The organism is Massilia sp. METH4 (assembly GCF_037094685.1).
Taxonomy (GTDB): domain Bacteria; phylum Pseudomonadota; class Gammaproteobacteria; order Burkholderiales; family Burkholderiaceae_D; genus Rugamonas.
Genome location: NZ_CP146614.1, coordinates 5608118 through 5631403, shown reverse-complemented (window position 1 = coordinate 5631403; position 23286 = coordinate 5608118). Strand labels below are relative to the sequence as shown.

At 67.2% G+C, this 23286-nt stretch carries 21 protein-coding genes; 16 read left to right on the top strand and 5 right to left on the bottom strand.

The window, feature by feature from the left end:
- Positions 1-166: 166 nt before the first annotated feature.
- The 3 genes from V6Z91_RS24730 (at position 167) to V6Z91_RS24720 (ending at position 3601) form a co-directional block, all read left to right on the top strand.
- Positions 167-2353 carry an NADP-dependent malic enzyme gene (locus tag V6Z91_RS24730; RefSeq protein WP_338762499.1) on the top strand — a complete coding sequence of 729 codons (2187 nt, stop codon included), beginning with the start codon at positions 167-169 and terminating at the stop codon, positions 2351-2353.
- A gap of 128 nt (positions 2354-2481) precedes the next feature.
- Positions 2482-3096, top strand: coding sequence for an alpha/beta fold hydrolase (locus V6Z91_RS24725; RefSeq protein ID WP_338762496.1), 615 nt, complete (start codon positions 2482-2484; stop codon positions 3094-3096).
- Between the two features lie 205 nt (positions 3097-3301).
- Positions 3302-3601 carry a hypothetical protein gene (locus V6Z91_RS24720; RefSeq protein ID WP_338762494.1) on the top strand — a complete coding sequence of 100 codons (300 nt, stop codon included), beginning with the start codon at positions 3302-3304 and terminating at the stop codon, positions 3599-3601.
- A 164-nt stretch (positions 3602-3765) separates the two neighbouring features.
- Here V6Z91_RS24720 and V6Z91_RS24715 read toward each other — a convergent pair whose 3' ends face one another.
- The 4 genes from V6Z91_RS24715 to V6Z91_RS24700 all read right to left on the bottom strand — a co-directional run bounded on the left by V6Z91_RS24715 (position 3766) and on the right by V6Z91_RS24700 (position 7135).
- Positions 3766-4281 (bottom strand): hypothetical protein, encoded by a 516-nt coding sequence (locus V6Z91_RS24715; protein ID WP_338762492.1) that lies wholly within the window; start codon positions 4279-4281, stop codon positions 3766-3768.
- Positions 4282-4289: 8 nt separating this feature from the next.
- The gene (locus tag V6Z91_RS24710) at positions 4290-5474 is read right to left on the bottom strand and encodes a thiolase family protein (protein WP_338762489.1); all 1185 of its coding nucleotides are present in this window, start codon (positions 5472-5474) and stop codon (positions 4290-4292) included.
- A 79-nt stretch (positions 5475-5553) separates the two neighbouring features.
- Complete coding sequence (locus V6Z91_RS24705) at positions 5554-6525, bottom strand: alpha/beta hydrolase (RefSeq protein ID WP_338762486.1); 972 nt, start codon at positions 6523-6525, stop codon at positions 5554-5556.
- Positions 6518-7135 carry a TetR/AcrR family transcriptional regulator gene (locus V6Z91_RS24700; RefSeq protein ID WP_338762484.1) on the bottom strand — a complete coding sequence of 206 codons (618 nt, stop codon included), beginning with the start codon at positions 7133-7135 and terminating at the stop codon, positions 6518-6520. The genes V6Z91_RS24705 and V6Z91_RS24700 overlap by 8 nt, the downstream gene beginning before the upstream one ends.
- A 61-nt stretch (positions 7136-7196) precedes the next feature.
- Between V6Z91_RS24700 and V6Z91_RS24695 the strand changes: the two genes are divergently transcribed.
- The 10 genes from V6Z91_RS24695 (at position 7197) to V6Z91_RS24650 (ending at position 20911) form a co-directional block, all read left to right on the top strand.
- On the top strand, positions 7197-7694 hold the full coding sequence (locus V6Z91_RS24695) for a nuclear transport factor 2 family protein (protein ID WP_338772042.1): 498 nt from the start codon (positions 7197-7199) through the stop codon (positions 7692-7694).
- Positions 7695-7869: 175 nt separating this feature from the next.
- The gene (locus tag V6Z91_RS24690; RefSeq protein ID WP_338762481.1) at positions 7870-8559 is read left to right on the top strand and encodes a hypothetical protein; all 690 of its coding nucleotides are present in this window, start codon (positions 7870-7872) and stop codon (positions 8557-8559) included.
- Between the two features lie 322 nt (positions 8560-8881).
- A complete protein-coding gene (locus V6Z91_RS24685; protein WP_338762478.1) occupies positions 8882-10720 on the top strand; it encodes a family 43 glycosylhydrolase in 1839 nt (612 codons plus the stop codon).
- A gap of 42 nt (positions 10721-10762) precedes the next feature.
- Positions 10763-12748, top strand: coding sequence for a glycoside hydrolase family 2 TIM barrel-domain containing protein (locus tag V6Z91_RS24680; protein WP_338762476.1), 1986 nt, complete (start codon positions 10763-10765; stop codon positions 12746-12748).
- A 124-nt stretch (positions 12749-12872) separates the two neighbouring features.
- Entirely contained in the window at positions 12873-14108 is a 1236-nt protein-coding gene (locus tag V6Z91_RS24675) for an extracellular solute-binding protein (RefSeq protein ID WP_338762475.1), read from the top strand.
- A gap of 9 nt (positions 14109-14117) precedes the next feature.
- Complete coding sequence (locus V6Z91_RS24670; protein WP_338762472.1) at positions 14118-14987, top strand: sugar ABC transporter permease; 870 nt, start codon at positions 14118-14120, stop codon at positions 14985-14987.
- Positions 14984-15814 carry a carbohydrate ABC transporter permease gene (locus tag V6Z91_RS24665; RefSeq protein ID WP_338762469.1) on the top strand — a complete coding sequence of 277 codons (831 nt, stop codon included), beginning with the start codon at positions 14984-14986 and terminating at the stop codon, positions 15812-15814. Before V6Z91_RS24670 ends, V6Z91_RS24665 begins: the two co-directional genes overlap by 4 nt.
- Before the next feature lie 138 nt (positions 15815-15952).
- On the top strand, positions 15953-18853 hold the full coding sequence (locus V6Z91_RS24660; protein WP_338762466.1) for a TonB-dependent receptor: 2901 nt from the start codon (positions 15953-15955) through the stop codon (positions 18851-18853).
- Between the two features lie 17 nt (positions 18854-18870).
- Positions 18871-19821 carry a glycoside hydrolase family 43 protein gene (locus tag V6Z91_RS24655; RefSeq protein ID WP_338762464.1) on the top strand — a complete coding sequence of 317 codons (951 nt, stop codon included), beginning with the start codon at positions 18871-18873 and terminating at the stop codon, positions 19819-19821.
- A 16-nt stretch (positions 19822-19837) separates the two neighbouring features.
- The gene (locus V6Z91_RS24650) at positions 19838-20911 is read left to right on the top strand and encodes an ATP-dependent 6-phosphofructokinase (RefSeq protein WP_338762462.1); all 1074 of its coding nucleotides are present in this window, start codon (positions 19838-19840) and stop codon (positions 20909-20911) included.
- A 120-nt stretch (positions 20912-21031) separates the two neighbouring features.
- Here V6Z91_RS24650 and V6Z91_RS24645 read toward each other — a convergent pair whose 3' ends face one another.
- On the bottom strand, positions 21032-21220 hold the full coding sequence (locus V6Z91_RS24645) for a hypothetical protein (RefSeq protein ID WP_338762460.1): 189 nt from the start codon (positions 21218-21220) through the stop codon (positions 21032-21034).
- 247 nt (positions 21221-21467) lie between these two features.
- Here V6Z91_RS24645 and V6Z91_RS24640 point away from each other — a divergent pair, with 247 nt between their 5' ends.
- The 3 genes from V6Z91_RS24640 (at position 21468) to V6Z91_RS24630 (ending at position 23286) form a co-directional block, all read left to right on the top strand.
- A complete protein-coding gene (locus tag V6Z91_RS24640; protein WP_338762458.1) occupies positions 21468-21740 on the top strand; it encodes a hypothetical protein in 273 nt (90 codons plus the stop codon).
- Between the two features lie 193 nt (positions 21741-21933).
- Positions 21934-22260 carry a hypothetical protein gene (locus V6Z91_RS24635; RefSeq protein WP_338762456.1) on the top strand — a complete coding sequence of 109 codons (327 nt, stop codon included), beginning with the start codon at positions 21934-21936 and terminating at the stop codon, positions 22258-22260.
- Between the two features lie 117 nt (positions 22261-22377).
- Complete coding sequence (locus tag V6Z91_RS24630; RefSeq protein WP_338762454.1) at positions 22378-23286, top strand: DUF3616 domain-containing protein; 909 nt, start codon at positions 22378-22380, stop codon at positions 23284-23286.

Sequence of the window (23286 nt, the reverse complement as noted above, 5' to 3'; positions counted from 1 at the left end):
TCTGACATCGCCCGCACGCATATGCGCATCGCACTGCGGCGGCCAGCTTGCGGAGCGTGACCCACACGGCGCGCGGCCGCGGCGCGATGCGCGAACACGTGCACCGATTACTATCAATAAGCCTGCGGCGCCCGTGTGCGCGCCCGCCCGGCCTGAAGGAGAAAGCATGACCAACGAGTACAACGAAGAGCGCCGCGACGAGCAACTGCGCGCGGACGCCCTGGAATACCACCGCCTGCCCACGCGCGGCAAGATCGAAGTCGTGCCGACCAAGCCGCTGTCGAACCAGCGCGACCTGTCGCTGGCCTATTCGCCGGGCGTGGCCTATGCGTGCGAGGAAATCGCCGCCAACCCGGCCGCCGCGGCCGAGTACACGTCGCGCGCCAACCTGGTGGCCGTGATCTCGAACGGCACCGCCGTGCTGGGCCTGGGCAATATCGGCCCGCTGGCATCGAAGCCCGTCATGGAAGGCAAGGGCTGCCTGTTCAAGCAGTTTGCCGGGGTGGACGTGTTCGACATCGAACTGGCCGAGAACGATCCGGACAAGCTGGTGGAAGCCATTGCGATGCTGGAACCGACGGTTGGCGGCATCAACCTGGAAGACATCAAGGCGCCGGAGTGCTTCTACATCGAGCAGAAGCTGCGCGAGCGCATGAACATTCCCGTCTTCCACGACGACCAGCACGGCACGGCGATCATCTCCAGCGCCGCGCTGCTGAACGCGCTGAAGGTCGCGGGCAAGCGCATCGGCGACATCAAGCTGGTCGCCTCCGGCGCCGGCGCGGCGGCGATCGCCTGCCTGGACATGATGGTGGGCCTGGGCGTGCGCCGCGAGAATGTGTACGTGACGGACTCGCGCGGCGTGATCTGGCAGGGCCGCGAAGCGAACATGGAAGCGAACAAGGCGCGCTACGCGCAGGACACGGCAGCGCGCACGCTGGCCGACATCGTCGCCGGTGCCGACGTGTTCCTGGGCTGCTCGACCGCCGGCGTGCTGACCGGCGACATGGTCAAGACGATGGCCGACCGCCCGATCATCCTGGCGCTGGCCAACCCGGAACCGGAAATCCGCCCGGAAGTGGCGCGCGCCGCGCGGCCGGACGTGATCATCGCCACCGGCCGTTCGGATTACCCGAACCAGGTCAACAACGTCCTGTGCTTCCCGTACATCTTCCGCGGCGCGCTGGACTGCGGCGCCACGCGCATCACCGAGCAGATGAAGCAGGCTTGCGTGGTGGCGATCGCCGAGCTGGCCGAGGCGGAAGTGTCGGAAACCGTGGCCGCCGCCTACGCGGGCCAGACGCTGGCCTTCGGCCCCGACTACATCATTCCGAAGCCGTTCGACCAGCGCCTGATCGCAGCGATCGCGCCGGCCGTGGCGAAGGCCGCTGCCGAATCGGGCGTTGCGACACAGCCGATCGCCGACCTGGCCGCCTATCGCGCGCAACTGCAGCAGCAGGTGTACCACACGGGGCTGGTGATGAAGCCGCTGTTCACGGCCGCCAAGGCCGCGCAGAAACGCGTGGCCTACGCCGAGGGCGATGAAGAGCGCGTGCTGCGCGCCGTGCAGACCATCGTCGACGAAGGCCTGGCCAAGCCGGTGCTGGTCGGCGACGCGGCCAAGGTCGAAGCGGCGATCGCCGCGGCCGGCCTGCGCCTGAAGCGCGGCACCGACTACACGATCGCAGAACCAGGCAACGTGGACACGACCGACCATGCGCTGGCGCTGCTGAAATCCGGCGAAGCCGACGCCGTCATCTGCGGCCTGCGCGGCAGCATCGACACGCACCTGGACCAGGTGCGCGAAACCATCGGCCTGGCGCCTGGCGCCGAGGTGATGGCGACGATGAACGCGCTGGTGCTGGAGAAGCACACGCTGTTCGTGGCCGACACGCACGTGAACGACGACCCGACCGCCGAGGAACTGGCCGCGATCGCCCGCCTGGCCGCCGAGCAGGTGCGCCACTTCGGCCTGGAACCGCGCGTGGCGCTGCTGTCGCACTCCACGGCCGGCTCGTCCGAGCGCCCCTCGGCCCGCAAGATGCGCGACGCGCGCGCGCTGCTGGCGCATTCGTCGCCGGACCTGCCGGTGATCGGCGAAGTGCAGGGTGACGTGGCGCTGGTCGGCGGCGTGGTGCCCGGCTTCACGGGCGAAGCCAATGTGCTGGTGATGCCGTCGCTGGACGCCGCCAACATCGCCTTCAACCTGCTGAAGGTGACGGGCGGGAAGGGCGTGACCGTCGGCCCCGTGCTGCTGGGCGCCGCCAAGCCGGTGCACGTGCTCGGCCCGGGCGCCACGGTGCGCCGTATCGTCAACATGACTGCCGTGGCGGTTGCCGAAGCGGTGCGTTGATGCCTTGACCCGCTGACGGGTTGATACCCAGGAGGCCCGGGACGCGGAGTCTGACCGCGGCCCGGGCCTTTCATTTTCCGCTCGCAGGATGCAGCCCCATCCCGCCGGAACCATTTCGATAGCCGATCATGCAAAGACCATCCAAGATCTTTTTCCTGCCCGGCGCACTGGGCCGGCCGGAGTTCTGGCAGCCGATTGCCAGCCTGCTGCATCATCCGGCCCGGAAGGTCCATGTGACCTGGCCTGGCTTCAGCGGCATCCCACCCGACCCGGGTATACGCGGCATCGAAGACCTGGTCGAGCGGATCGTTGCCGGCATCGATGAGCCGAGCGCGCTGATTGCGCAGTCGATGGGCGGCGTGGTCGCCGTGCTGGCGGCGCTGCGGAAGCCCGATCTCGTCACGCACCTGGTCCTTTCGGTGACTTCGGGCGGAATGGACATGGCCGCCCTCGATGCGCAAGACTGGCGCCCGGCACTGCGCGTCGCCCATCCTGGCTTGCCGGACTGGTTCACCGGCTACCGGGAAGACCTGTCGCAGAGATTGCCGGGATTGCGCATGCCGACGCTGCTGTTGTGGGGCGATGCGGACCCCATCAGTCCCGTGAAGGTCGGCGAGCGGCTCGCCGCGTTGCTGCCGCGCGCGGCGCTGCATGTGCTTCCGGGTGGGGACCACGACCTCGGTTGCGCGATGGCGAACGCGGTCGCGCCGTTGATCGATCGGCATCTTTCCGGATACAACTGAAATTGTCTCGCCACGGCGGCTTTGGCAGGTCCCCAGGGAGCTGGCTTTGACATCGCCGTCTGCGCAGTTCTGCCGCAGTGCGGAGACGGGGCAAGTCCAGACCGGCGAGCTTCAGAACGCCTGGCAAAACCGGCCCCCTGTCCGGAGGGTAACGACATCGTAGACTGAGCGATTGCCGCAGGCCGGTTTCGGCCAGAAGCTGACCTTGGGGCAGCGCCGCTTTTCTGCACTGAAAACTGAGGATGACATGGTGTACTTAGCACTATCCCAACAAGGCCTGCGAGACATTTTGAATGCCTCGGAAGCGGCGAACGCTCCGATATGGTGCAGCGCTGATGCGTTGTCGGAAGCAGAATTTGAGAAGCTGGAGCGCGGTAATGTCACTCGCTTCACCTGTTCTCTTGCGGATGCCGACACCGCGACAATTCAGGATGTACTTGCGACTATCGAAGAGCATCACCCAGGCGAACGGATTTGGATTGAAGGCGCCGTTTTCGCGACCTGATCGATGTTGCGACAGTCCACGTTGGGGCAGGAGCTGCCTGTCGTGACAGCCTATGATTTTTCCGTTCGACGACCTATCATACTGCGGCGAACGGCCGAGTTTGGCCAGATACGGCCGTGCACGGCGCAAACGGCTGTCCAGAATTCTGCTCAATGTGCGTCAATCTACGCTTGGTAGTCCGGGATATGGTGGGCGAACCAGGATAGCGCGGCATAGCCACGAACCTGCATCACATCGGCGGCGTTAGGACGGTAAATCCGGCTGGGTGCTTCATCGAAGACCGCGAGCAGGCAGTCTTGAGTTTGCATCCGCCTGCCGTATCCCGCTGGGCCCTGGTTCCAGATGCCGATGCGGGGCGTATCGACACCGGGCAGGCGGCGCAGGAAAGTGACGCCGCATTGCCAATCCAGGAGGACGCATTCGCTGTGCTTGCCCCCGCCCGCAATAGTTGCGTCCCCTTCCCGATGCGCATGGGTCAGCACCGAGTAGCCCGAAAAGGCGAAAGCAGCCGCAAAGAACGCCACCTCGCCTTCGCTACCGGTAGCAGGATCGTATGCGATGGATATCGCCGCGCGATTACCTCCCTTGTCGGCCAGGTACAGCCACGCCGGCAGCGGAGCCCGTCCCTCGACAGGGACGAGAACTCGCGACTTTTGGAACATGGCCGTCTCTTGCTTCATGGCTGCCGTCAAATCTTCTCGATCGCCAGTGCGATACCCTGGCCGCCGCCAATGCACAGGGTCACAATGCCGCGTTGTGCTAGCCCGCGCCGCATGGCATGGAGCAGTCGTACTATGAGGATTGCACCCGTGGCGCCGATCGGGTGCCCATGCGCAACCGCGCCACCTTCGACATTGATGACGTCCGCGGGCAGCGAAAGCCGGCGTGCAACGGCCAGTGGGACGGCGGCGAAGGCTTCGTTGATTTCGTAGCGATCCACGTCGGACAGCGTCCAGCCTGCGCGTTCGAGCGCCCTGTGGACGGCCGGAACCGGGCCCAGGCCGAACTGGCCTGGCGCCACGCCGGCGACGCCTGTCGCCACGAGGCGTGCCAGCGGTTGCAGGCCCAGCGCATCGGCGGCGCGGCGCTCCGCGACCAGGACGGCAGCGGCGCCGCTGTTCAGGCCCGGTGCATTGCCTGCCGTGATCGTTCCATCCGGCCGGAACGCTGGCCGGAGCTTGGCGAGCGACTCTACAGTCGTATCCGGACGATTGGATTCGTCGGCGACGAACAGCCGCGTTCCAGCCTTGCCCTTGAGGGTGACCGCCGCGATCTCGTCGCCGAACGCGCCGGCCGCCTGCGCTGCCGAAAAGCGTTGCTGGGAGAGCGCCGCCCAGCGATCCTGGGCGTCCCGGCTGATATCGCAGTCGCGCACGAGATCCTCCGTGTGCCACCCGGAGTGTTCCGACGAAAACGCATCGACCAGGCCATCGCGCAACAGACTGTCGAGGATCCGCGCATGGCCCATCCTCATGCCCCACCGGCCTTCCGGCAGCAGGTACGGGGCCTGGTCCATGTTTTCCATGCCGCCCGCGAGCACGACGCTTGCCGCCCCCGCCAGTATTTCGAAGGCAGCGGAAGCGATCGCTTGGGCACCCGAGCCGCAGACGCGATTCAGCGTCATCGCTGGTACCTCGACCGGCAGGCCCGCATGGATCGCCGCCTGGCGCGCGGGGTTCATACCGTTTCCTGCCTGGACTACATTGCCCATCAGGACCGCATCGACGTGTTGCGGATCGATGCCAGAACGTTCGACGGTCGCGCGCAGGGCAGTCGCCCCGAGCTCCACTGCACTGGTACCTTTGAGCGAGCCGTTGAACGTGCCTATTGCCGTTCGCACGGGAGCGCACAGGACGATTTCTCGATGAGACACGATGGATCCTTTCAAAATGCCGCGGGATGCGGCGTGGTGTGGGAACTGCCGGGCCAGGTGCGCCCGGCCCGCGCACATATCACTGCAAGCTGGGCTGGAGCACGTGCGCTTGCCGGAGAAAGTCGAGTAACACCCGGTTGACTGCATGGGCGGCTTCCTGTTGCACCCAGTGACCGGCCCCGGGCACGATAGTCGTGCCGAGATGGCCCGGCACGGTGCGCGGCAGCGCGTCGACAAGCGGCTTCACGAGGGGATAGATCGGGTCCCGCTCGCCTGTGATGAACCACGCCGGCTGGCGGATGGCGCAATGCTGGAATGGCGCAGTCAACTCCCAGTTGCGATCGATGTTGCGATACCAGTTCAGGGCTCCCGTGAAACCCGATGCGGCGAACGCAGCGGCATAGACGGCCAGGTCTTCGGTTCCCAGCCAGTGCATCGGCCCTGTCGGTTCCGACAGGGCGTCGAGTGCGCCGCCGGTTCCGATCATGCCGCTCCACGGTGCCTCCGGTCCCGCGGACAACGTCCACATCATGCGGCGAACGGTCGCGCCGATGTCCGCGTTGAAATCCCGTTCCGCCACACCGGGTTGCTGGAAATAGAGCTGGTAGAACGCGTGCCGCCCGGCACGGCGCGTAGCTTCCAGGCTGCTTGCCGGTCCACGCGGCGCGAAAGGGACGCACATGCCAGTGACGCTGGTGAAAACGTCCGGCCGCATCTGCGCCGCCGTCCAGGCAACAGGAGCCCCCCAGTCGTGGCCAACGATATCGGCCTGCCGCACCTCCAGCGCGTCGAGCAGCCCGACCATGTCGCCGACCAGGTGGAAGATCGTGTATCGATCCGGCTGCGGCGGCGCGTCGGTTCGGCCATATCCGCGCATGTCCGGAGCAATCGCCCGATAACCCGTGTCCGCCAGTGCCCTGATCTGGTGGCGCCACGAATGGGCAAGTTCTGGGAACCCGTGGCATAGCAGCACGGCGGGACCGCTGCCCGCTTCCATCACATGCTGATGGATGCCGTTGGCGACGACCTGATATTGCCTGAACTCACTCACCGGAAGCCCCTCCGCTGCATGGTACCGAGTGGCCGATAGACTGGCCGAGCGTCCTGGCTGCGACGGCACCGGCCTGCAAAATGGCCGGAATCCGGGCCGGATGTGCTGTACGCGCCAGCTGAATGGTGCCAACCATCGATGCGAACACGGCTCTTGCCGCTGCCACAGGATCGCCGCTCACCCCGGGAATCGCGTCGGCGATCGTCGCTACGATACGTTCAATCGCGTCGTCGATGGCCAGGCGGGTAGATTCCGGCCGGCGTGCCAGTTCCGGCCCCAGCGCAGCAATGGCGCAGCCATGTTCAGGGTGCGCGACGTGCTGTGGATCGAGGTAATGGAAGATGACGGCCTCCAGAGCTTGCCCGGCCGGAGCCTGTTCGATCTTTGTGGCCATCGCAGCCCGCGTGTGCGCCAGTGCGCTAACGACCGCTTCAGCAACAAGCGCTTCCTTCGAATCGAAATGCGCGTAGAAGGCGCCATTCGTCAGCCCCGCCTCGGCCATCAGGCCGGCCACCCCGGCTGCGGCGATGCCATCCCGGCGCAATACGCGCGCTGCGGTCTCGACCATCTTCATCCTCGTCGCCTGCTTTCGGTCGGCCTCGTATCTCATGCATCCTCCTGCGTTATAGTATTATGATCGTAATACAATCAATCGGAGAAAGCTAGTGGCGATGGAATTGGAGCAAACAAGCGACGGAAAACAGTGGCCGGTCAGCGCCGAGGAACGCAGCGCGGTAATCGATGCCGTGAACCGCCTGAACATGGCGTTCGACGACTGGGACATCGAAGCGATGGTGGCGGCGTTCACCGAGGAAGGCATCGTCCATCATGCGCGAGGCGAAGTAAGAGGGCATGCGGAGCTGCGCCGGTTCTACGACGCCTACAAGCCCCTGACCCTCGGCGTGCGCCGCCATGCGCTCAACCATGTCGTCGACAAGGTAGCCGACGGCACCCTGCGGGTTACCAGCTATAACCTGCTGGTCCGCGTCGCGCCGGCTGATGAGCATGAACAGGCACGCCGGCAGATGGTATCCGAATATGACCACCTTCCTGGCCTGTTCGTCCACGCGGTCATGGTCGATACGTTGCGCAGGGATGAAGCAGGCGGATGGCGGATCTGCGAGCGTTTCGCGGGCAATAATTCGCTGAATCGCACGATGCGAACATGAGGTGGCGATGCGGCGAGGGGCAAGTGTCACATGATCCGGTGCCTCTGTCCGCTTAGGGGCGAGAGCTGCCTGTCGGGACAGTAAGCGCGTGCTTCCCCGGCGAACGAAACCGACCTCGGTTACCCGGCGGTGATCACTTGGTTTCTGGGGTGCTGACATCAATCGATAATAAGGAATGAACACCATCAATCCACGCCGCGTGCACGAGCTCATGAAGGCTAACTTTCCAAACGTCGACGTGGCAAAGTCCAGCTGGATTAATGTGCTTGAGAGCGACGGGACTGTTCGGAGCGAGGCCCTCTTCGGGTTGATGGACAGATTCGTGCATGCCGACGAGCTGCTCGCGGAGGCGTGCCGCAAGACAGGTGGGCTTGTCCGTCGGCGCGAGCTCGCTTCATACGTACAGAAGCATGTCGGGCGAGGGGACATCAGGCTCGCGGACATGGCCTTCCACGGATACGTGATGATCCTGCGCAATGGTGTGGCGACAGGCGGCCGCTGTCGGCAAGACGCGCGCCACGAAATGAGTCGATCCCTGCGTATGGAAGAGGATTTACTCATTCGAGCCATGCTTCGGGACGTGGCGGATGAGGAGTGGTTACTCAACGAGATCGAGCATGCTCGAGTCTGCGACATGGACAATGGCGCAATGCGCAGTCTGCGATTTGCAGGCGATGACCGCCGGTCGCTGGGTCCGCGCCTTGTCGAGGCGGAGTATGTCGATAGCGATGGAGTCCTGGTATCTCTCGCCTTGAATGTGGACAAAGATGGACGCCTTTATGAGCTCGATATCTGGAAGGTCGACTTTTCGCCACTTCGGGAGTATCCGACTGGCGATCGTATCGTCATCAGGACTTCCACATGAGGGGAGAACTCATTCAAGCTAAGGAGTATTTTTACGACCTGCTTTGCTTCATGTATTGAGCTGCGGGTCAATCCCAGCAGGCGTGCTTAGGCCATGGGATCAATGACGCGCGTGGAGACCCTTCCGTTCCCGCGCCCTGCAGCTCCTAAAATATGCAACTAACCGAACTGCAGTGCACAATCGCCCACCTCCACGTCCACCACAACTTCACACATTGCCACCACGACTGGCGGGCGCGGGGCCGTGCCAGACTCCACCACCCGTGCACCACCCCAGGGCGGCTCATGCTACCTTCCGCCTTTTGGCGAAAAAGGAGCAGCCAGTGCGGTCATGCCTGTTTCTCCTGGCGGCAGCCCTCCACGGCGCCGCCGCTGGGCAAGCGCAAGCCCAGGCGACGTCCACCTACCACAACCCGCTGCCCGTGAAGCTGGCCAGCGGCGAGCTCGCGCAGAACTGCGCCGACCCGGCCGTGCTGCGCGATCCACGGGCGGCGCGGCCGACGTGGTATATGTACTGCACGACCGACCCGGTCAGCCGCAGCGAAAGGGAAGGAGACGGCTACCGCTTCCGCTTCCTGCCCGTCTACCGCTCGACGGACCTGGTGCACTGGGACTGGGTGAACGATTCCTTCGCCGACCGCCCGCCGCCCGCCGCGTCGAAGTCCTGGCTGTGGGCGCCCGAGCCGCAATACCACGCGGGCCGCTACTGGCTCTACTACACGATCACCGACACCGACGACGCGCACAGCCCGGAACCCGGCTGCGGCAACGATAGTTCAATCGGCGTGGCCAGCAGCGTCTCGCCCACCGGGCCGTGGCAGGCCAGCGGCAAGCCGGTGGTGCCGCCGCGCCGCGCGGGACCAGGCTGCGACTTTCAATGGACGTTCGACCCCGACGTCGTGGTCGACGACACGGGGGCAAGGTGGCTGTACTACGGCAGCTATGGCGGCGGCGTCTTCGTGCAGCGCCTGTCGGCGGACGGCTTGGCCGTGGAAGGCGAACCGCGCAAAGTCGGCGCGTCCGGCCAGTATGAGGGGGCGGAAGTGGTGCGCCACGACGGCTGGTATTACCTGTTCGCCTCGGCCACCGATTGCTGCGCCGGTCCGCTGACGGGGTATGCATTGCATGTGGGCCGCGCCACGACTCCGCTGGGGCCATTCCTGGATCGCCAGGGCAACGACATGGCAGCGGCGCGGGCGGGCGGCACCCCCGTGCTGGCGCAGAACGGCAACCGCTGGGTCGGTGCCGGCCACAACTCGGTGCTCCAGGATGCCGCGGGGCAGTGGTGGACGATCTACCACGCGGTCGACCTGAACGACCCGGTGTTCGCCCCCGGCCTCACGCGCCGGCCCGCGCTGCTCGACCGCGTGGACTGGATCGGCGGCTGGCCGGTCGTCGCGCAAGGCGAGGGCCCATCCGACCGCGAGCTGCCGGCACCGGCCGTCACGGCCAATGGATCGCGCCCGCCCCCGCAATTCGCCGGCACGGGCGCCGACGTACGCCTGCTGTGGCGCGAGGATTTCGGCAAGCCGCCGGCCGCGCCCTGGCGCTGGACCCGCCAGCCCGGCACCTGGCGCCCAAGCCCCGAAGGGCTCCAGGGCGCCACGCAGCCCGGCGACCTGTACATCGACCGTAACGGCGCGCCCGTGCTGGCCCGGCCGCTGCCGGCCGGTGACCTGCGTATCGAAACCCGCGTGCGGCTCGACGCGCCGGACCCTTGCTGCACCCCGCAGGCCCAGGCCGGCATCGTGGCCATGCGCGACGAGGACAACTACGTGAAGCTGGCGGTGCGCGCCGCGGACGGCCTGCACCAGGTTGAATTCGGCAAGGAACAGAAACCCGTGCCGGCGCACCACCCCCGCTACGGCAACACGGTGGCCGGCACCCCTGCCGCGGGCGGGCAATGGACTTGGCTGCGCCTCGACGTCAGGCGCGACGCGAACGGCGAGCGCTGGACCGCCTGGTCCAGCCAGGATGGCCGCGACTGGGTCGGCGGCGGCACGTGGACGCACCGGCTCGGCCCGGCTGTGCGGATCGGGCTGGTGGCGATGGGCGAGGGCGCCCGTGCCGTGACCTTCGGCCCGCTGTCGGTCAGCACGTTGCGCGTATCCAACGCGGCAGTACAGGGAAAGGCCGTGCGCACCGCGCCCGCTCAACCGTAACGCGCCGCCGCGCATAAACCACTTATCATAAGGACAAACGTGATGAGAGAGCTGCCCAAGGAGAATGACATCGTGGATCACCCCAGGCCGCAGCTGCGGCGCCCGCAATGGTTGAACCTGGATGGACCATGGCAGGCGATGCTGGATGACGAAGCAGTGCACCATGAACCGGCCAGCGTGCCGTTCGACCGCACGATCATCGTGCCGTACCCGCCCGAGGCGGTGGCCAGCGGCGTGAACGATCGGGGCTTCCGCCGCCGCGTCTGGTATCGGCGCGTGGTGGGGCTGGACGACAACCTGCTGCCTTCCCCGGACGAGCGCCTGAAGCTGCACTTCGGCGCCGTCAACCACCGCGCCCGGGTGTGGATCAACGGCCGTTTCGCGGTCCAGCACAAGGGCGGCCACGGACCGTTCTCGGTGGACGTGACGCGCTTCCTCGACGGCCGCTGCATGGAAATCGTCGTGCAGGCCGACGACGACCCGCACGACATGCACAAGGTGCGCGGCAAGATGGACTGGGAGCTGGAACCGCACTCGATCTGGTACCCGCGCACCACCGGCATCTGGCGCACCGTCTGGCTGGAAAAGGTGACCCGCTCGCATGTGGCGCACCTGCGCTGGACGGCCGACGTGTTCACGTGGCAGATCCGCCTCGATGCCGACATCGCCCACCACGAGCCGGGCAGCACCGTCAACGTGGTGCTGCGGCTGGGCGACCGGGTGCTCGTCTCGGACCGCTGCATGCTGACGGAAGGACGCCTGTCCCGGCTGTTCCAGCTGCCCGACCCCGGCATCGACGATGCCCGCGCCCACTGGATGTGGAGCCCCGAAAGCCCGCAGCTGATCGACGCGGAAATCTCGCTGCACGCGGCCGACGGCCTGGTGGTCGACCATGTGATCAGCTACACGGCGCTGCGCACGGTCTCGGTCGACGGCGACCGCTTCCTGCTCAACAGCCGGCCGTACTACCTGCGCATGGTGCTCGACCAGGGCTACTGGCCCGAGAGCCTGATGGTGGCGTCGGCAGAACAGCTGCGGCAGGACGTGGTGCTGATCAAGCGGCTCGGCTTCAACGGCGTGCGCAAGCACCAGAAGTCGGAAGACCCGCGCTGGCTGTACTGGTGCGACGTGATGGGACTGTGCGTGTGGGCCGAGATGCCGTCCGCCTACGGCTTTTCCAGCGAGACCGTGCACGGCGTGATGGAGGAGTGGAAGGAACTCGTCGAGCGCGACATCTCGCACCCCTGCATCGTCGCCTGGGTGCCGACGAACGAATCTTGGGGCGTGCCGGAATTGATGCACGACCGGCGCCAGGTCGATTTCGTGCGCGCCATGTACCACATGACGCGCGCGCTGGACGGCACCCGCCCGGTGGTCGGCAACGATGGCTGGGAAATGCCGTGCGGCGACTTCGTCAACATCCACGATTATCACTACGACCCGGAAGAACTGCTGTCCCGCTACGGTACCCGCGAAGGCTTGAAGTACACGTTCGAGCACGTGCGCCCGGCACGCCGCCGCCTCGTCATCGACGGTTTCGACGGCATCGGCAAGCCGCTGTTCCTCTCGGAGTTCGGCGGCATCGCGTGCATGGACGACCAGGACCCGAAAGGCTGGGGTTACTCGGTGGCGCGCGACGGCGACGAGCTGCTGGAACGCTACCGCCGGCTGATGGAAGCGATCCACCGCTGCCGGCCGCTGTCCGGGTTCTGCTATACCCAGCTGACGGACACGTTCCATGAAAAGAACGGCCTGCTGACGGAGCACCGCGTGCCGAAGGCGCCCATCGCGGCGCTGGCCGAAGCGACGCGCGGGCCGGATGCCCGGCTGCACGACTGGTACACCGACCCGCTGGGCCACAGCGAACTGTGGCGCGGCAAGCGGGCACCGGAGCCGGCGCCGATGGGCGGCCAGGCGGCCGACCTGCCGGCCACGCCGGAAACCACGCATGCGGGAGCGGGACCGGAAGACCAGCCGGGCATGGCGGCGCCGGAACCGGGCTACCGTCTGCCCAGCGAGGCGGCTTGACACGGGTATAAGACAGGGTCACGACAAGAACGATGACGGAGACGAAATGAGGCGAGCCGCAAGGCCCGGCGCCGCGCGGCGGAGCGTCGCATGCTTAGGCCTGCTGCTGTGCTGCACGGCGGGCATGGCGCAAGCCGACGTGCAGGTGGTGCAGATGTGGACGCTGCTGTCCGGCGGCGACGGCGCCCGCATGCGCGCGCTGATCGACGGGTTCAACGCCGCGCAGAACGAGGTGCGGGTGGAAAGCACCACGCTGCGCTGGGGCGAGCCGTTCTACACGAAGCTGATCACGGCGAGCGTGGCCGGGGCCGGGCCCGACCTGGCGACGATTCACCTCTCCCGCCTGCCGAACCTGGCCGGCGGCGGCGTGCTGCGGCCCGTCACCGCCGCCGAGTTGGAGGCGGCCGGGCTGCGGGGCGCCGACTTCCTGCCGCGCCAGTGGGCCCGGTCGCAGTACGAGGGGCGCGCCTATGCGGTGCCGCTCGACATGCATCCGCTGGTCCTCTATTACAACAAGGACCTGGCCGGCCAGGCCGGGCTGCTCGATGCCGGCGGCCGGCTGAAACCCATCGTCGGCATGGACGCGCTGACGAACGCGTTCCGCGCCGTGAAGGAACGCACGGGCAAGGATGGCATGACGATGGAGGCGGCGCAAAGCACGTATGCGATCTGGCGCCTGTGGCTGTCGCTGCTGGCCCAGCAGGGCCACCCGGTGGTGGAGGGCGGGCGCTTCGCTTACGGTGCCGCCGGCGAGCGGACGCTGGCGGCCATCGCGAGCTGGTTCCGCGCCGGCTACGCGAGAGCGGGACAGGATTATCCCGCCTCCACGAGCCAGTTCATGGCCGGCAACGCGGGCTTCATGATCAACGGCGTGTGGGAAGTGCCGGAACTGGTGCGCGGCACCCGGGCGGGCACGATCCGCTTCAAGTACGGCATCGCGCCGCTGCCGCAACTGTACGGCAACGCCAGCACATGGGCCGATTCGCACGGCTTCGCCATTCCCGCCAGCGAGGGCCGGCCGATGCGGCCCGAGAAGCTGCGCGCCGTGCTGAAGTTCGTCGCCTATGTCAGCCAGCACTCGTTCGGCTGGGCCGAGGGCGGCCACATTCCCGCCTACCGCCCCGTGGCCGAGTCGGCTGCCGTGCGCGCGCTGATGCCGAACGCGGAATACGCGGCGGCCGCGGCCAATGTCGTGTACGACCCACCCGGCTGGTACATGGGCGCGGCCGGGCCGCTGGAAGCGATCGCCTCGAAATTCCTGCCCGCGCCGCTGGCCGGCCAGCTGACCCCGGCCGACGCGCTGCGCCGCTTCGAATCGGAGGCGCAGCGGCTGCTGAAGAAGCGCCCGCCGCGTTACTGAGGAGATGCGATGAAACGCAAGCGCCGCACCGAAGCGCTGTCCGCCGCCCTGCTGCTGGCGCCGTTCATGGCGGCGTACGCGCTGTTCTTCCTGCTCCCGGCGGTGCAGACGCTGTACCTGTCGCTGACCGAGAGCAGCCTCACGCGCACCAGCGCGTTCGTCGGCCTGGCCAACTACGACACGCTGATCCACGATCCGTCGTTCTGGTCATCGCTGGGCAACACCTTCCATTTCTCGCTGCTGACGGTGATCCCGCTGACGGCGCTGGGCCTCGTGATGGCGCTGCTGGTCGACCATTTCACGGGTGGTGGGAAACGCGCGGGTTCCTGGCTGCAGGGGGCCTTCTTCCTGCCCTACGTGCTGCCGATCTCCGTGATGACGCTGATCGCCGACTGGATGCTGCAACCCTCGTCCGGCATCGTCAATCGCCTGCTGGGCATCCAGCGCGCCTGGTTCTCGGACCTGGACTGGGCGATGCCGGTCGTGGCGATCGCCACGATCTGGTGGACCGTCGGCTTCAACATGCTGATGTTCCTGGCCGGCCTGCGCAACATCCCGCGCGAGCAGTACGAGGCGGCCGCGCTGGACGGCGCGCGCGGCTTCGCCGTGTTCCGCCACATTACGTGGCCGGCCCTGCTGCCGGTGACCATCACCGCCCTGGTCTTGCAACTGATCGCCTCGCTCAAGGTGTTCGGCCAGACCTACATCATGACGACCGGCGGGCCGTTCAACACCACGCGCGTCACGCTGCACTATATGTACGAGACGGCGTTCACGCAGAGCGACGCTGGCTACGCGGCCGCGGTGGCGATGGCCTTCATGGCCGTCGTCGTCGCGCTCGGGCTCCTGCAAGCCGTGCTGCTGAGGAAACGGAAATGAAGCACACGCCCTGGCACTGGACCGTGATCGCCGTGGCCACCGCCCTGTCGCTGGCCATGCTGTGGGTGGCGCCGCTGCTGTGGGCACTGTCGACCTCGCTGCGGCCCGAGTATGAAACCATCCTGCCCACGCTGCATCTGCTGCCGCGGGAGTGGACGGTGGCGGCGTACACGAAGACGCTGGCCGCCGGCAACGTGCCGCGCTGGCTGTTCAACAGCGCGCTGGTGGCGCTGCTGGTGACCGTGGTGACGATGGCGATCAGCCTGATGGCCGCGTTCGCGTTCTCGCAGCTGCGCTTCCGGGGCCGCGACCTGCTGTTCGGCGTCGCGATGCTGGCGCTGCTCCTGCCCTTCGAGGCGCTGCTGGTGCCGCTGTTCCGCACGATCAACGGACTGGGCCTGATCAATACCTATGCCGGGATCGTGCTGCCGCAGGTGGTCTCCCCCGTGGTGATCTACGTGTTCCGCCAGTTCTTCGACGCGGTGCCGAACGACTTCCGCGACGCGGCCCTGCTCGATGGTGCCTCGCCCTTGCGGGTGCTGTGGAGCGTGTACCTGCCAATGTCCGGCAACATCGTGTGGGCGATGGCGATCGTCACTTTCATCGCGGCGTGGAACAACTTCCTGTGGCCCTTCATCATCGTCACGTCGAACGACATGATGACGATTCCGCTCGGGCTCACGCAAACCTACGACGCGTTCGGCGTGCGCTACGCGCAGCTGATGGCGGCCGCGCTGATCGGCGCCTTCCCGGTGGCGCTGGCCTACCTCGTGTTCCAGCGCCGCGTCACGCAGGGGCTGCTCGCCGCGACCGGCCTGAAAGGCTGACTGGCACGAAGCGTCGCGCCGGCGCAACCGAACGGGCCTAGCGCGTTGGCATCGAATTTAGTCTGTGTCTATGATCGGGAAGCTCACCCAGGCGGAGCCACGAGCCTGGCACGAATTTTCACGACATCGGAGACAGCCATGCGTTCAACCAACAATACCGCCATGCGCCGGGCGATTGCAGCCGCCATGTGCATGCTGGCCGCCGGCGCAACCAATGCGCAGCAGGGCGCCACATCCACCTCCACCACGCAACCGGCAACCCAGGCGGATATGCCGGTTCAGGCCACGCCGCCGTCCGCCGACCCGGCGCCCGCCGCGCAGTCCACGGATGCCGCACCGGCCGATACTTCCGGCCAGAGCGCGCCCACCCAGGGCACGGGCAGCGGCGCCAGCGTGCAGGGCGGCCCGATCGCCACGGTGGAAGTGACGGGTATCCGCCGCAGCATCCGTTCGGCCGAACAGATCAAGCGCGATGCCGCCCAGGTGGTCGATTCGATCAATGCCGAGGATATCGGCAAGTTTCCCGACCGCGCCGCCGGCGACGCCCTGCAGCGCATCGCCGGCGTGCAGGTGGGGCGTGACCGGGGTGAGACGTCGACCGTGACGATCCGCGGCCTGCCGGACGTGCTCACCTCGCTGGACGGCAACGACATCTTCACCGGACGCGGGCGCCGCCTGCAATACCAGGATTTACCGGTGCAATCGATCGCCGGGTTGGACGTGTACAAGTCCGCCACGGCGGACCAGCCGGAAGGCGGCATGGCCGGCGCGGTCAACATCCGCCTGCGCGCGCCATTCGATACCAAGGGGCGGACGATGACCGCCTACCTCGAGAACCGCCGGCAGCAGATCAACGGCAGTACGGCCGCGGAAACCCGCAACAGTCCGGGCGGCGGCGCCCTGTACAGCAACCGCTGGAATTCGGGTGCCGGCGAAATGGGCGTGCTGTTCGACGTCGCCTACAACAAGGAGCGGTGGGGTTACCCGGTGCAATGGGTGGATCGGCCCGACCGTATCTTCTCCGTCAGCCCCGACGGCACGGCGGTCCGCCTGAACGATGACCAGCCGCTGGCGCCGCTCAATCCCGGCGACCGGCTCGGCAACCTGCCCCAGGTCGGCGGCATCTACAACGGCGGCGATCGCGAACGTTTCTCCGGCCACGGCGCATTTCAGTGGAAAATCAACCCCAAGCTGGAATTCACCACCCAATACCTGGGCACCGGCTACCGTGCGCGCAGCGAGGTCGACTACATCCTGGCGATCGTCGGCTGGGCGCCCCGGCTCTCCAACGTGGTGCTGGGCGAGCGCGGCTGCGAAACGCGGGACGGCCAGATCTGCCCGATCCTGTCTGCCGTCGCTCCACCCGCCCAGTTCAGTCCCAATCCCTACGACTGGGACCCGTACGTCGCCACCAGCGCGTGGGGTGTAAAGGAGCGCACCAACACGCATTACCTGAACCTCAACCTGCGCTTCCGCGACGGACCGTGGGATGTCACGTCCGGCCTGGCGTTCACGCACTCGAAATTCATCCAGGACAGGGTGATCGTCGACCAGCAGATACCGAATGCGACCGTGGACGTCTACACGTACGGCGCCGATGGCCACGGCGGCTACAATGCCGTGACGACACCGACCAGCGCCGCGCCGCTGCGCGATCCCAACGCCTTCGTGCTGCGCGGTCTGGTGCAGAACTGGGAAGAGTCGCTGGGCAAGCAGACCCAGTGGCGCACCGATGCCTCGTACAAGCTGGGCTCCGGCTTCGTGCGCGCGATCAAGGCCGGCTTGCGCCTGTCGTCGCGCTCGACCAAATACAACTCGGCTGAACTGGTGAGTGACGTGGACCGCACGAACCGTCCCAACCCGGTGGCTGTGTTCGGGTCCGGCTTCGAAAGCCTCGTCCCCGGTGTGGACCGGCTGGGCGGCCAGTACTACGTGCCGTCGCGCGACTTCCTGATCGACGAGGCCGATCGGGTGCGCGCCGCCTACGGCGTGCCGGCCGGCCGCGTGCCGGACGACCCGAACCGCGTGTTCGAGCAGCGTGAACGCTCGACGGGCGCGTACGTCAGCGCGCGCTGGCAGACCACGGTCGGCGGCGTCGATGTCAGCGGCGATGCCGGGGTGCGCGTGATCCACGTGAAGCGCAAGCTGGAGGGCACTAGCCGGGTCGGCGATGTGATTACGCCGATCGACTTGTCGACCTCCGAGAACAACTACCTGCCCAATATCTCGGCCCTCGTCGGCTGGCGCAACAACCTGCAGTCGCACTTCTCGGCCGGCAAGACCCTGTCGCGGCCGGAATTCCTGCGCCTGAACCCGGCGCTGTCGCTCATTCCGCCAACGGTCAATGCCCCCGGCACGGGCAGTGCCGGCAACGCCAACCTGGCGCCGACGAAGTCGACCAACCTGGATGCGACGCTCGAGTACTATTTCACGGGCAACGGCTATGCGCAGCTGGCCCTGTTCCACCGCGATTTCACCGGCTACCTGCAGAACTACACGCAGGACGAAATCATCAACGGGCAACGCTACCGCGTGGAGCGGCCGCAGAACTCCGGCCAGGGGACCCTGAAGGGGTTCGAGTTCGGCACGCAGAAATTCTTCGATTTCCTGCCCGGGATCTGGAAAGGCTTTGGTGCGCAATACAACTTCACGTGGATTCGCGACGAGAACGAAACCCGGCTCGACGTCAATTCGCCTGTGCTCACCAAGACCCGCATGGTCGACGTGGCACGCAAGAGCCACAATTTCACGCTGCTGTACGAAGCCCATGGCTTGACGGGCCGGCTGGCGGCGACGCGGCGCGGCGACTACGTGGAACAGGTCGCCGAGCCGCGCTTCCTGCAGGATAGGATCGTCAAGGCTGCCACCTATGTCGACTTGTCGCTGTCCTACGAGCTGACGAAGAACATCTCGGTGCAGTTCGACGCGATCAACCTCACGCGGGAAAAATACGAGAGCTACGTAGGCGACCCTGCGCGCCCGCGCGATATCCGCTACACGCCTACCACCTATGGCCTGGGCCTGCGCTTTAAGCTGTGACCGACGAAAGGAAATGCATGTCCGAGTACGTGAACCCGGTCTACCCGGCCACCTTCGCCGACCCGTTCGTGCTGCGCCATGGCGGCTTCTACTACGCCTACGGCACGGCGCCGGGCGGGGCGGACGGGCGCGCGTTCCCGGTGCTGCGTTCGCCCGACCTGGTGAACTGGGAATCGCTCGGCTACGCGCTGGTGCCGCCGGGCGGGCACGATTTCTGGGCGCCCGAGGTGGCCTACGATAACGGCACGTTCTACATGTATTACTCGGCGCAGGGCATCGAGGGGCGCGACCACCAGCTGCGTGTGGCCACCAGCGCCGACCCGGCCGGGCCGTTCATCGACGCTGGCGTGGTTCTCGTGCCCGAGCAGCCGTTCTCGATCGACGCCCACCCGTTCAAGGACGACGACGGCCAGTGGTACCTGTTCTACTGCGTGGACTTTCTCGAGCTGGAGGACGATCATCGCGTCGGCACCGGCATCGTGGTCGACCGCCTGCTGGACATGAAGACGCTGGAAGGCAAGCCGCGCATGGTGCACCGGCCGCACGAGGACTGGCACCTGTTCCTGAACGGGCGCACGATGTATGGCAATGTCTACGACTGGCACACGGTCGAGGGCGCGGCCGTGCTGAAGCATGATGGCCTGTATTACTGCTTCTACAGCGGCGGCGCCTGGGAGCGCGAGAACTACGGCGTGAGCTGGGTGGTGGCCGACCACCCGCTCGGCCCCTACCGCCGGCCGGAAGAGGGCGGTCGGGCACTCCTCATGAGCACCCTCGCGGGCCAGCTGATCGGCCCGGGGCACAACTCCTTCGTGGCCTCGCCGAGCGGCAACGAGACATGGATCGTGTACCACGCCTGGGGCCCGGACCGGGCCGGCCGCCGCATGTGCATCGACCGGCTGCGCTGGGAGCATGGCAGGCCGGCCACGGACGGGCCCAGCGCGACGCCGCAGCCGGCGCCGGCGTGACGACGGGAGCAACGCCATGCAACGCATCGCCGTGATGACGGGCGGCGGCGACGCTCCCGGCCTGAACGCCGCGCTGCGCGCGGTGGCGCTGGCGGCGCACGGCCGGGGCTGGGAATGCCTCGGCGTGCGTGCCTCCTTCAACGGCTTGCTGGACAACGGCGGTGGCGGCGTCGTGCCGCTGCCTCCGGACGCCGTGCAGGGCATCGGCCACCTCGGTGGCACGATCCTGGGCACCACCAACCGCGCCGACCCGTTCCGCTGGCCGCCGCCGGGCGGCCGCGGGGAAATCGACCGCTCGGACGACGTGCTGGCCGCCTGCGCGCGGCACGGCATCGAGGCGCTGGTGATGATCGGCGGCGACGGAACGCTGCGCATCGCCGCGGGCCTGCACCGCAAGGGCTTGCCCGTTGTAGGCGTGCCCAAGACGATCGACGGCGACGTGGCCGGCGCCGGCGTGACGCTCGGCTTCGCCTCGGCCGTGGCCTTCGCGACCGAGGCGATCGACCGGCTCCATTGCAGCGCGCAGAGCCACCGGCGCGTGATGGTGGTCGAAGTGATGGGCCGCTATGCCGGCTGGATCGCCCTGCATGCCGGGCTGGCCGGCGGCGCCCACGCGATCCTGCTGCCCGAGATCCCGTTCGACCTGGCGGCGGTGACCCGCCTGCTGGCGGAGCGCGACGCGCGCAACCGGCCGGACGATATCGTGGTCGTCGCCGAAGGCGCGCGCCCGGTGCGCGGCCAGCTCTTCGTAGCCGATCCCGCCGTGCCGGGACGCAGCGAGCGCCTGGGCGGCGTGGGTGCCCACGTGGCGCGCCAGCTGGAACTCCTGACAGGCAAGGAAAGCCGGGCCGTGGTGCTGGGCCACCTGCTGCGCGGCGGCAGCCCGGTCGCCGCGGACCGCGTGGCCGCGCTGCGGCTGGGCGACGCGGCCGTGCAGGCGCTGGCCGAAGGCCGGGCCGGGGTGATGATGACCTTGAACGGGGACGTGCCGGGCGCGATACCGCTGGAGGAGGTGAGTACGTGGCGGGTGCCGGTGGATCATCCGCTGCTGCGGACAGCGCGGTCGCTGGGGGTGTGCCTGGGAGAGTAAGAAAGTAGCTGCGGCTCAGAAGAATCGGTGTCGTACATCCTTTTCACGCAGTGAAAATGGTGTACGACACCGATATTCGTGTGCCGCCAGCCACAGGAGACGGCATCGTCTGACTCGAACTTACGAAAAATCCCGCCGCTCGCCCGGGCACGCCAGCACGCGCTTGATCACGGAAGGCTTGATGCGTTTGCGGGTGAGGAACATGTGCGCATCCTTCAAGCCGGTCGACTGCTGCAGCAGCAAGGCGCGGTTGATGATCAGCTCGGTTTCGATATCGGTGCGGGAATAGGCGCGGCGGACTTTGTACATCGTGTCTCTCCTTGGAGGCTCGTTGCGGGGCGTTATCTGATGGCTTCATCGTAATGCGCCGGGCGCGGCCGTACCGTGCGCCAGTTCACGTAGTGCTGAACGGATGAGCCGGGATGAGCCGGGATGAGCCACCTCACGCGCGCCGGTGGGCCGGGCCGAACAGCGCCGCCACGAGCGGGTCCCGGCGCACCGCCGGCGCCGCCTGCCGCAGCGGCGACGGGGCGTCGTCGCACAAGCGATGGAGCCGGTGCCCGTCAGGGCTCGTGAAGACGGCGATGCGGCCGCTCGGCAACGGCTCGAAGGACGGTTTTCGCAGGCGCAGCGTCGTCATCGCGCCACTCCCGGAAGTGCCGCGAGCTGGCGCACCGTCGGTACGCCGCCGGCCGCACGCGCGCCCCGCACCAGGCATGGCGCCGCGCTGGTGGTGGCTGGCGCGGGCTGGGCGGTGGCATTCGGCCTGTTCGTGCTGGCTTACCGGCCACGCCTGTGCGCAGCGCGGCTCGACGGCAAGCCGGGTTGAGGCGGCGTTGGGACAAGGCCTTTGCAACAAAGCCACAGCGCTTGTAAATATTCCTCAAAAGAATTGCTAGCGGGCAAAAAAGCCTGCAATATGACAGGTGTTCCCAGCCCCCGAGCAAACATAGACCGTAGCTTTGTCCCGAATGCGACGAAGGTGGCCGCCCCGCGTGCCCCCGTCCGTAATGGAGTTCCAGATGAAACCCGATTCCCCGCAAGTGCTCGCCCATGTCATGTCCGACGAGGAGGCGCTGACCTATAACCCGAACCGCCTGCTCGATGCGCTGATCGACATCATGGGGCTCAAGAACGACGCCGCGCTGGCCCGTTCCCTCGAAGTGGCGCCGCCCGTGATCAGCAAGATCCGGCACCTCAAGCTGCCCGTGGGCGCCTCGCTGCTGATACGCATGCATGAAGTGAGCGAACTGTCGATCCGCGACCTGCGCTACCTGATGGGCGACCGCCGGCAGAAATTCCGCATCAGCCCCGTGCACTTCAAGCCGGAAGCCGCGGCCGCCGAGTAAGCCCGGCGGCCGCCGGCAACCTCGTTGTCGCTTTTGCATGAGTCCAGGCATACTGTGTGTGCCTGGCCGGCGCCGTATCGCGGCGCCGGCGCGCAACACGACAAGGAGACCCTGGCCATGCCGCATCCCGACGCGCATTTCACCCACTACCGCATCTGCGACGCCTCCGCGGCCGTGCCGCTGGACGACGCGCATTTCCTCGCCGCCGACGACGAGTCGAACGTGCTGCACGTGTATCGCTACGACGCCGGGCCGCCCGTGCGCGAATGCGACCTGACGGCCTTCCTGGAGACGGAGGACGCCGGCGAAGCCGATATCGAAGGCGCGGCCGAGCTGGGCGAGCGGATCTGGTGGATCACTTCGCACGGCTGCGACAGGAAGGGCCGGCCCAGCGCGACGCGGCGCCAGCTGTTCGCCACCGACCGGCAGGGCCGGCCGGTGGGCAAGCCCTACCGGCGCCTGCTCGACGATCTGACCGGGCATCCGTTGCTCGCGCATTTCGACCTCGGCAAGGCGGCCCGCAAGGCACCGAAGGACCCCGGCGGACTGTGCATCGAAGGCCTCGCCGCCACGCCGGGCGGCGGCCTGCTGGTGGGCTTCCGCAATCCGATCCCGCACGGCTGGGCACTGCTGGTGCCGCTGGCCGACCCGGCCCCACTGCTGGAAGGCGGGGGCGCCCGCGCCGTCATCGGCGCGCCCATCCTGCTCGACCTGCAGGGGCATGGCATCCGTGCGATCGAATGGCATGGCGACGCCTACTTCATCGCCGCCGGCCCGCCAGCCGGTGGCGACGACTACGCGCTGTACCGCTGGTCGGGCCGCGCCGGCGAACAGCCGGTGCCCATCGACGTGCCCGGCCTGGCCGGGCTGCACCCGGAATCGCTGTTCTTCGATGCACGGGGCACGATGCACGTGCTGTCCGACGACGGCAAGGCGCAGCCGGGCGGGCGCAAGTGCAAGGAGCTGGCGCCGGAGGAGCGGACGTTCAGGCGGTTGTCGCTGCCGCGCGAGGAGTGGAATAAGTAG

Coding starts and splice junctions, on each gene's coding strand:
- V6Z91_RS24645 (WP_338762460.1), bottom strand. CDS start 21,220: ATGTACAAAGTCCGCCGCGCCTATTCCCGCACCGATATCGAAACCGAG.
- V6Z91_RS24700 (WP_338762484.1), bottom strand. CDS start 7,135: ATGAGATACGAGGCCGACCGAAAGCAGGCGACGAGGATGAAGATGGTC.
- V6Z91_RS24725 (WP_338762496.1), top strand. CDS start 2,482: ATGCAAAGACCATCCAAGATCTTTTTCCTGCCCGGCGCACTGGGCCGG.
- V6Z91_RS24730 (WP_338762499.1), top strand. CDS start 167: ATGACCAACGAGTACAACGAAGAGCGCCGCGACGAGCAACTGCGCGCG.
- V6Z91_RS24655 (WP_338762464.1), top strand. CDS start 18,871: ATGTCCGAGTACGTGAACCCGGTCTACCCGGCCACCTTCGCCGACCCG.
- V6Z91_RS24680 (WP_338762476.1), top strand. CDS start 10,763: ATGAGAGAGCTGCCCAAGGAGAATGACATCGTGGATCACCCCAGGCCG.
- V6Z91_RS24630 (WP_338762454.1), top strand. CDS start 22,378: ATGCCGCATCCCGACGCGCATTTCACCCACTACCGCATCTGCGACGCC.
- V6Z91_RS24690 (WP_338762481.1), top strand. CDS start 7,870: ATGAACACCATCAATCCACGCCGCGTGCACGAGCTCATGAAGGCTAAC.
- V6Z91_RS24670 (WP_338762472.1), top strand. CDS start 14,118: ATGAAACGCAAGCGCCGCACCGAAGCGCTGTCCGCCGCCCTGCTGCTG.
- V6Z91_RS24665 (WP_338762469.1), top strand. CDS start 14,984: ATGAAGCACACGCCCTGGCACTGGACCGTGATCGCCGTGGCCACCGCC.
- V6Z91_RS24695 (WP_338772042.1), top strand. CDS start 7,197: ATGGAATTGGAGCAAACAAGCGACGGAAAACAGTGGCCGGTCAGCGCC.
- V6Z91_RS24675 (WP_338762475.1), top strand. CDS start 12,873: ATGGCGCAAGCCGACGTGCAGGTGGTGCAGATGTGGACGCTGCTGTCC.
- V6Z91_RS24715 (WP_338762492.1), bottom strand. CDS start 4,281: ATGAAGCAAGAGACGGCCATGTTCCAAAAGTCGCGAGTTCTCGTCCCT.
- V6Z91_RS24650 (WP_338762462.1), top strand. CDS start 19,838: ATGCAACGCATCGCCGTGATGACGGGCGGCGGCGACGCTCCCGGCCTG.
- V6Z91_RS24660 (WP_338762466.1), top strand. CDS start 15,953: ATGCGTTCAACCAACAATACCGCCATGCGCCGGGCGATTGCAGCCGCC.
- V6Z91_RS24635 (WP_338762456.1), top strand. CDS start 21,934: ATGAAACCCGATTCCCCGCAAGTGCTCGCCCATGTCATGTCCGACGAG.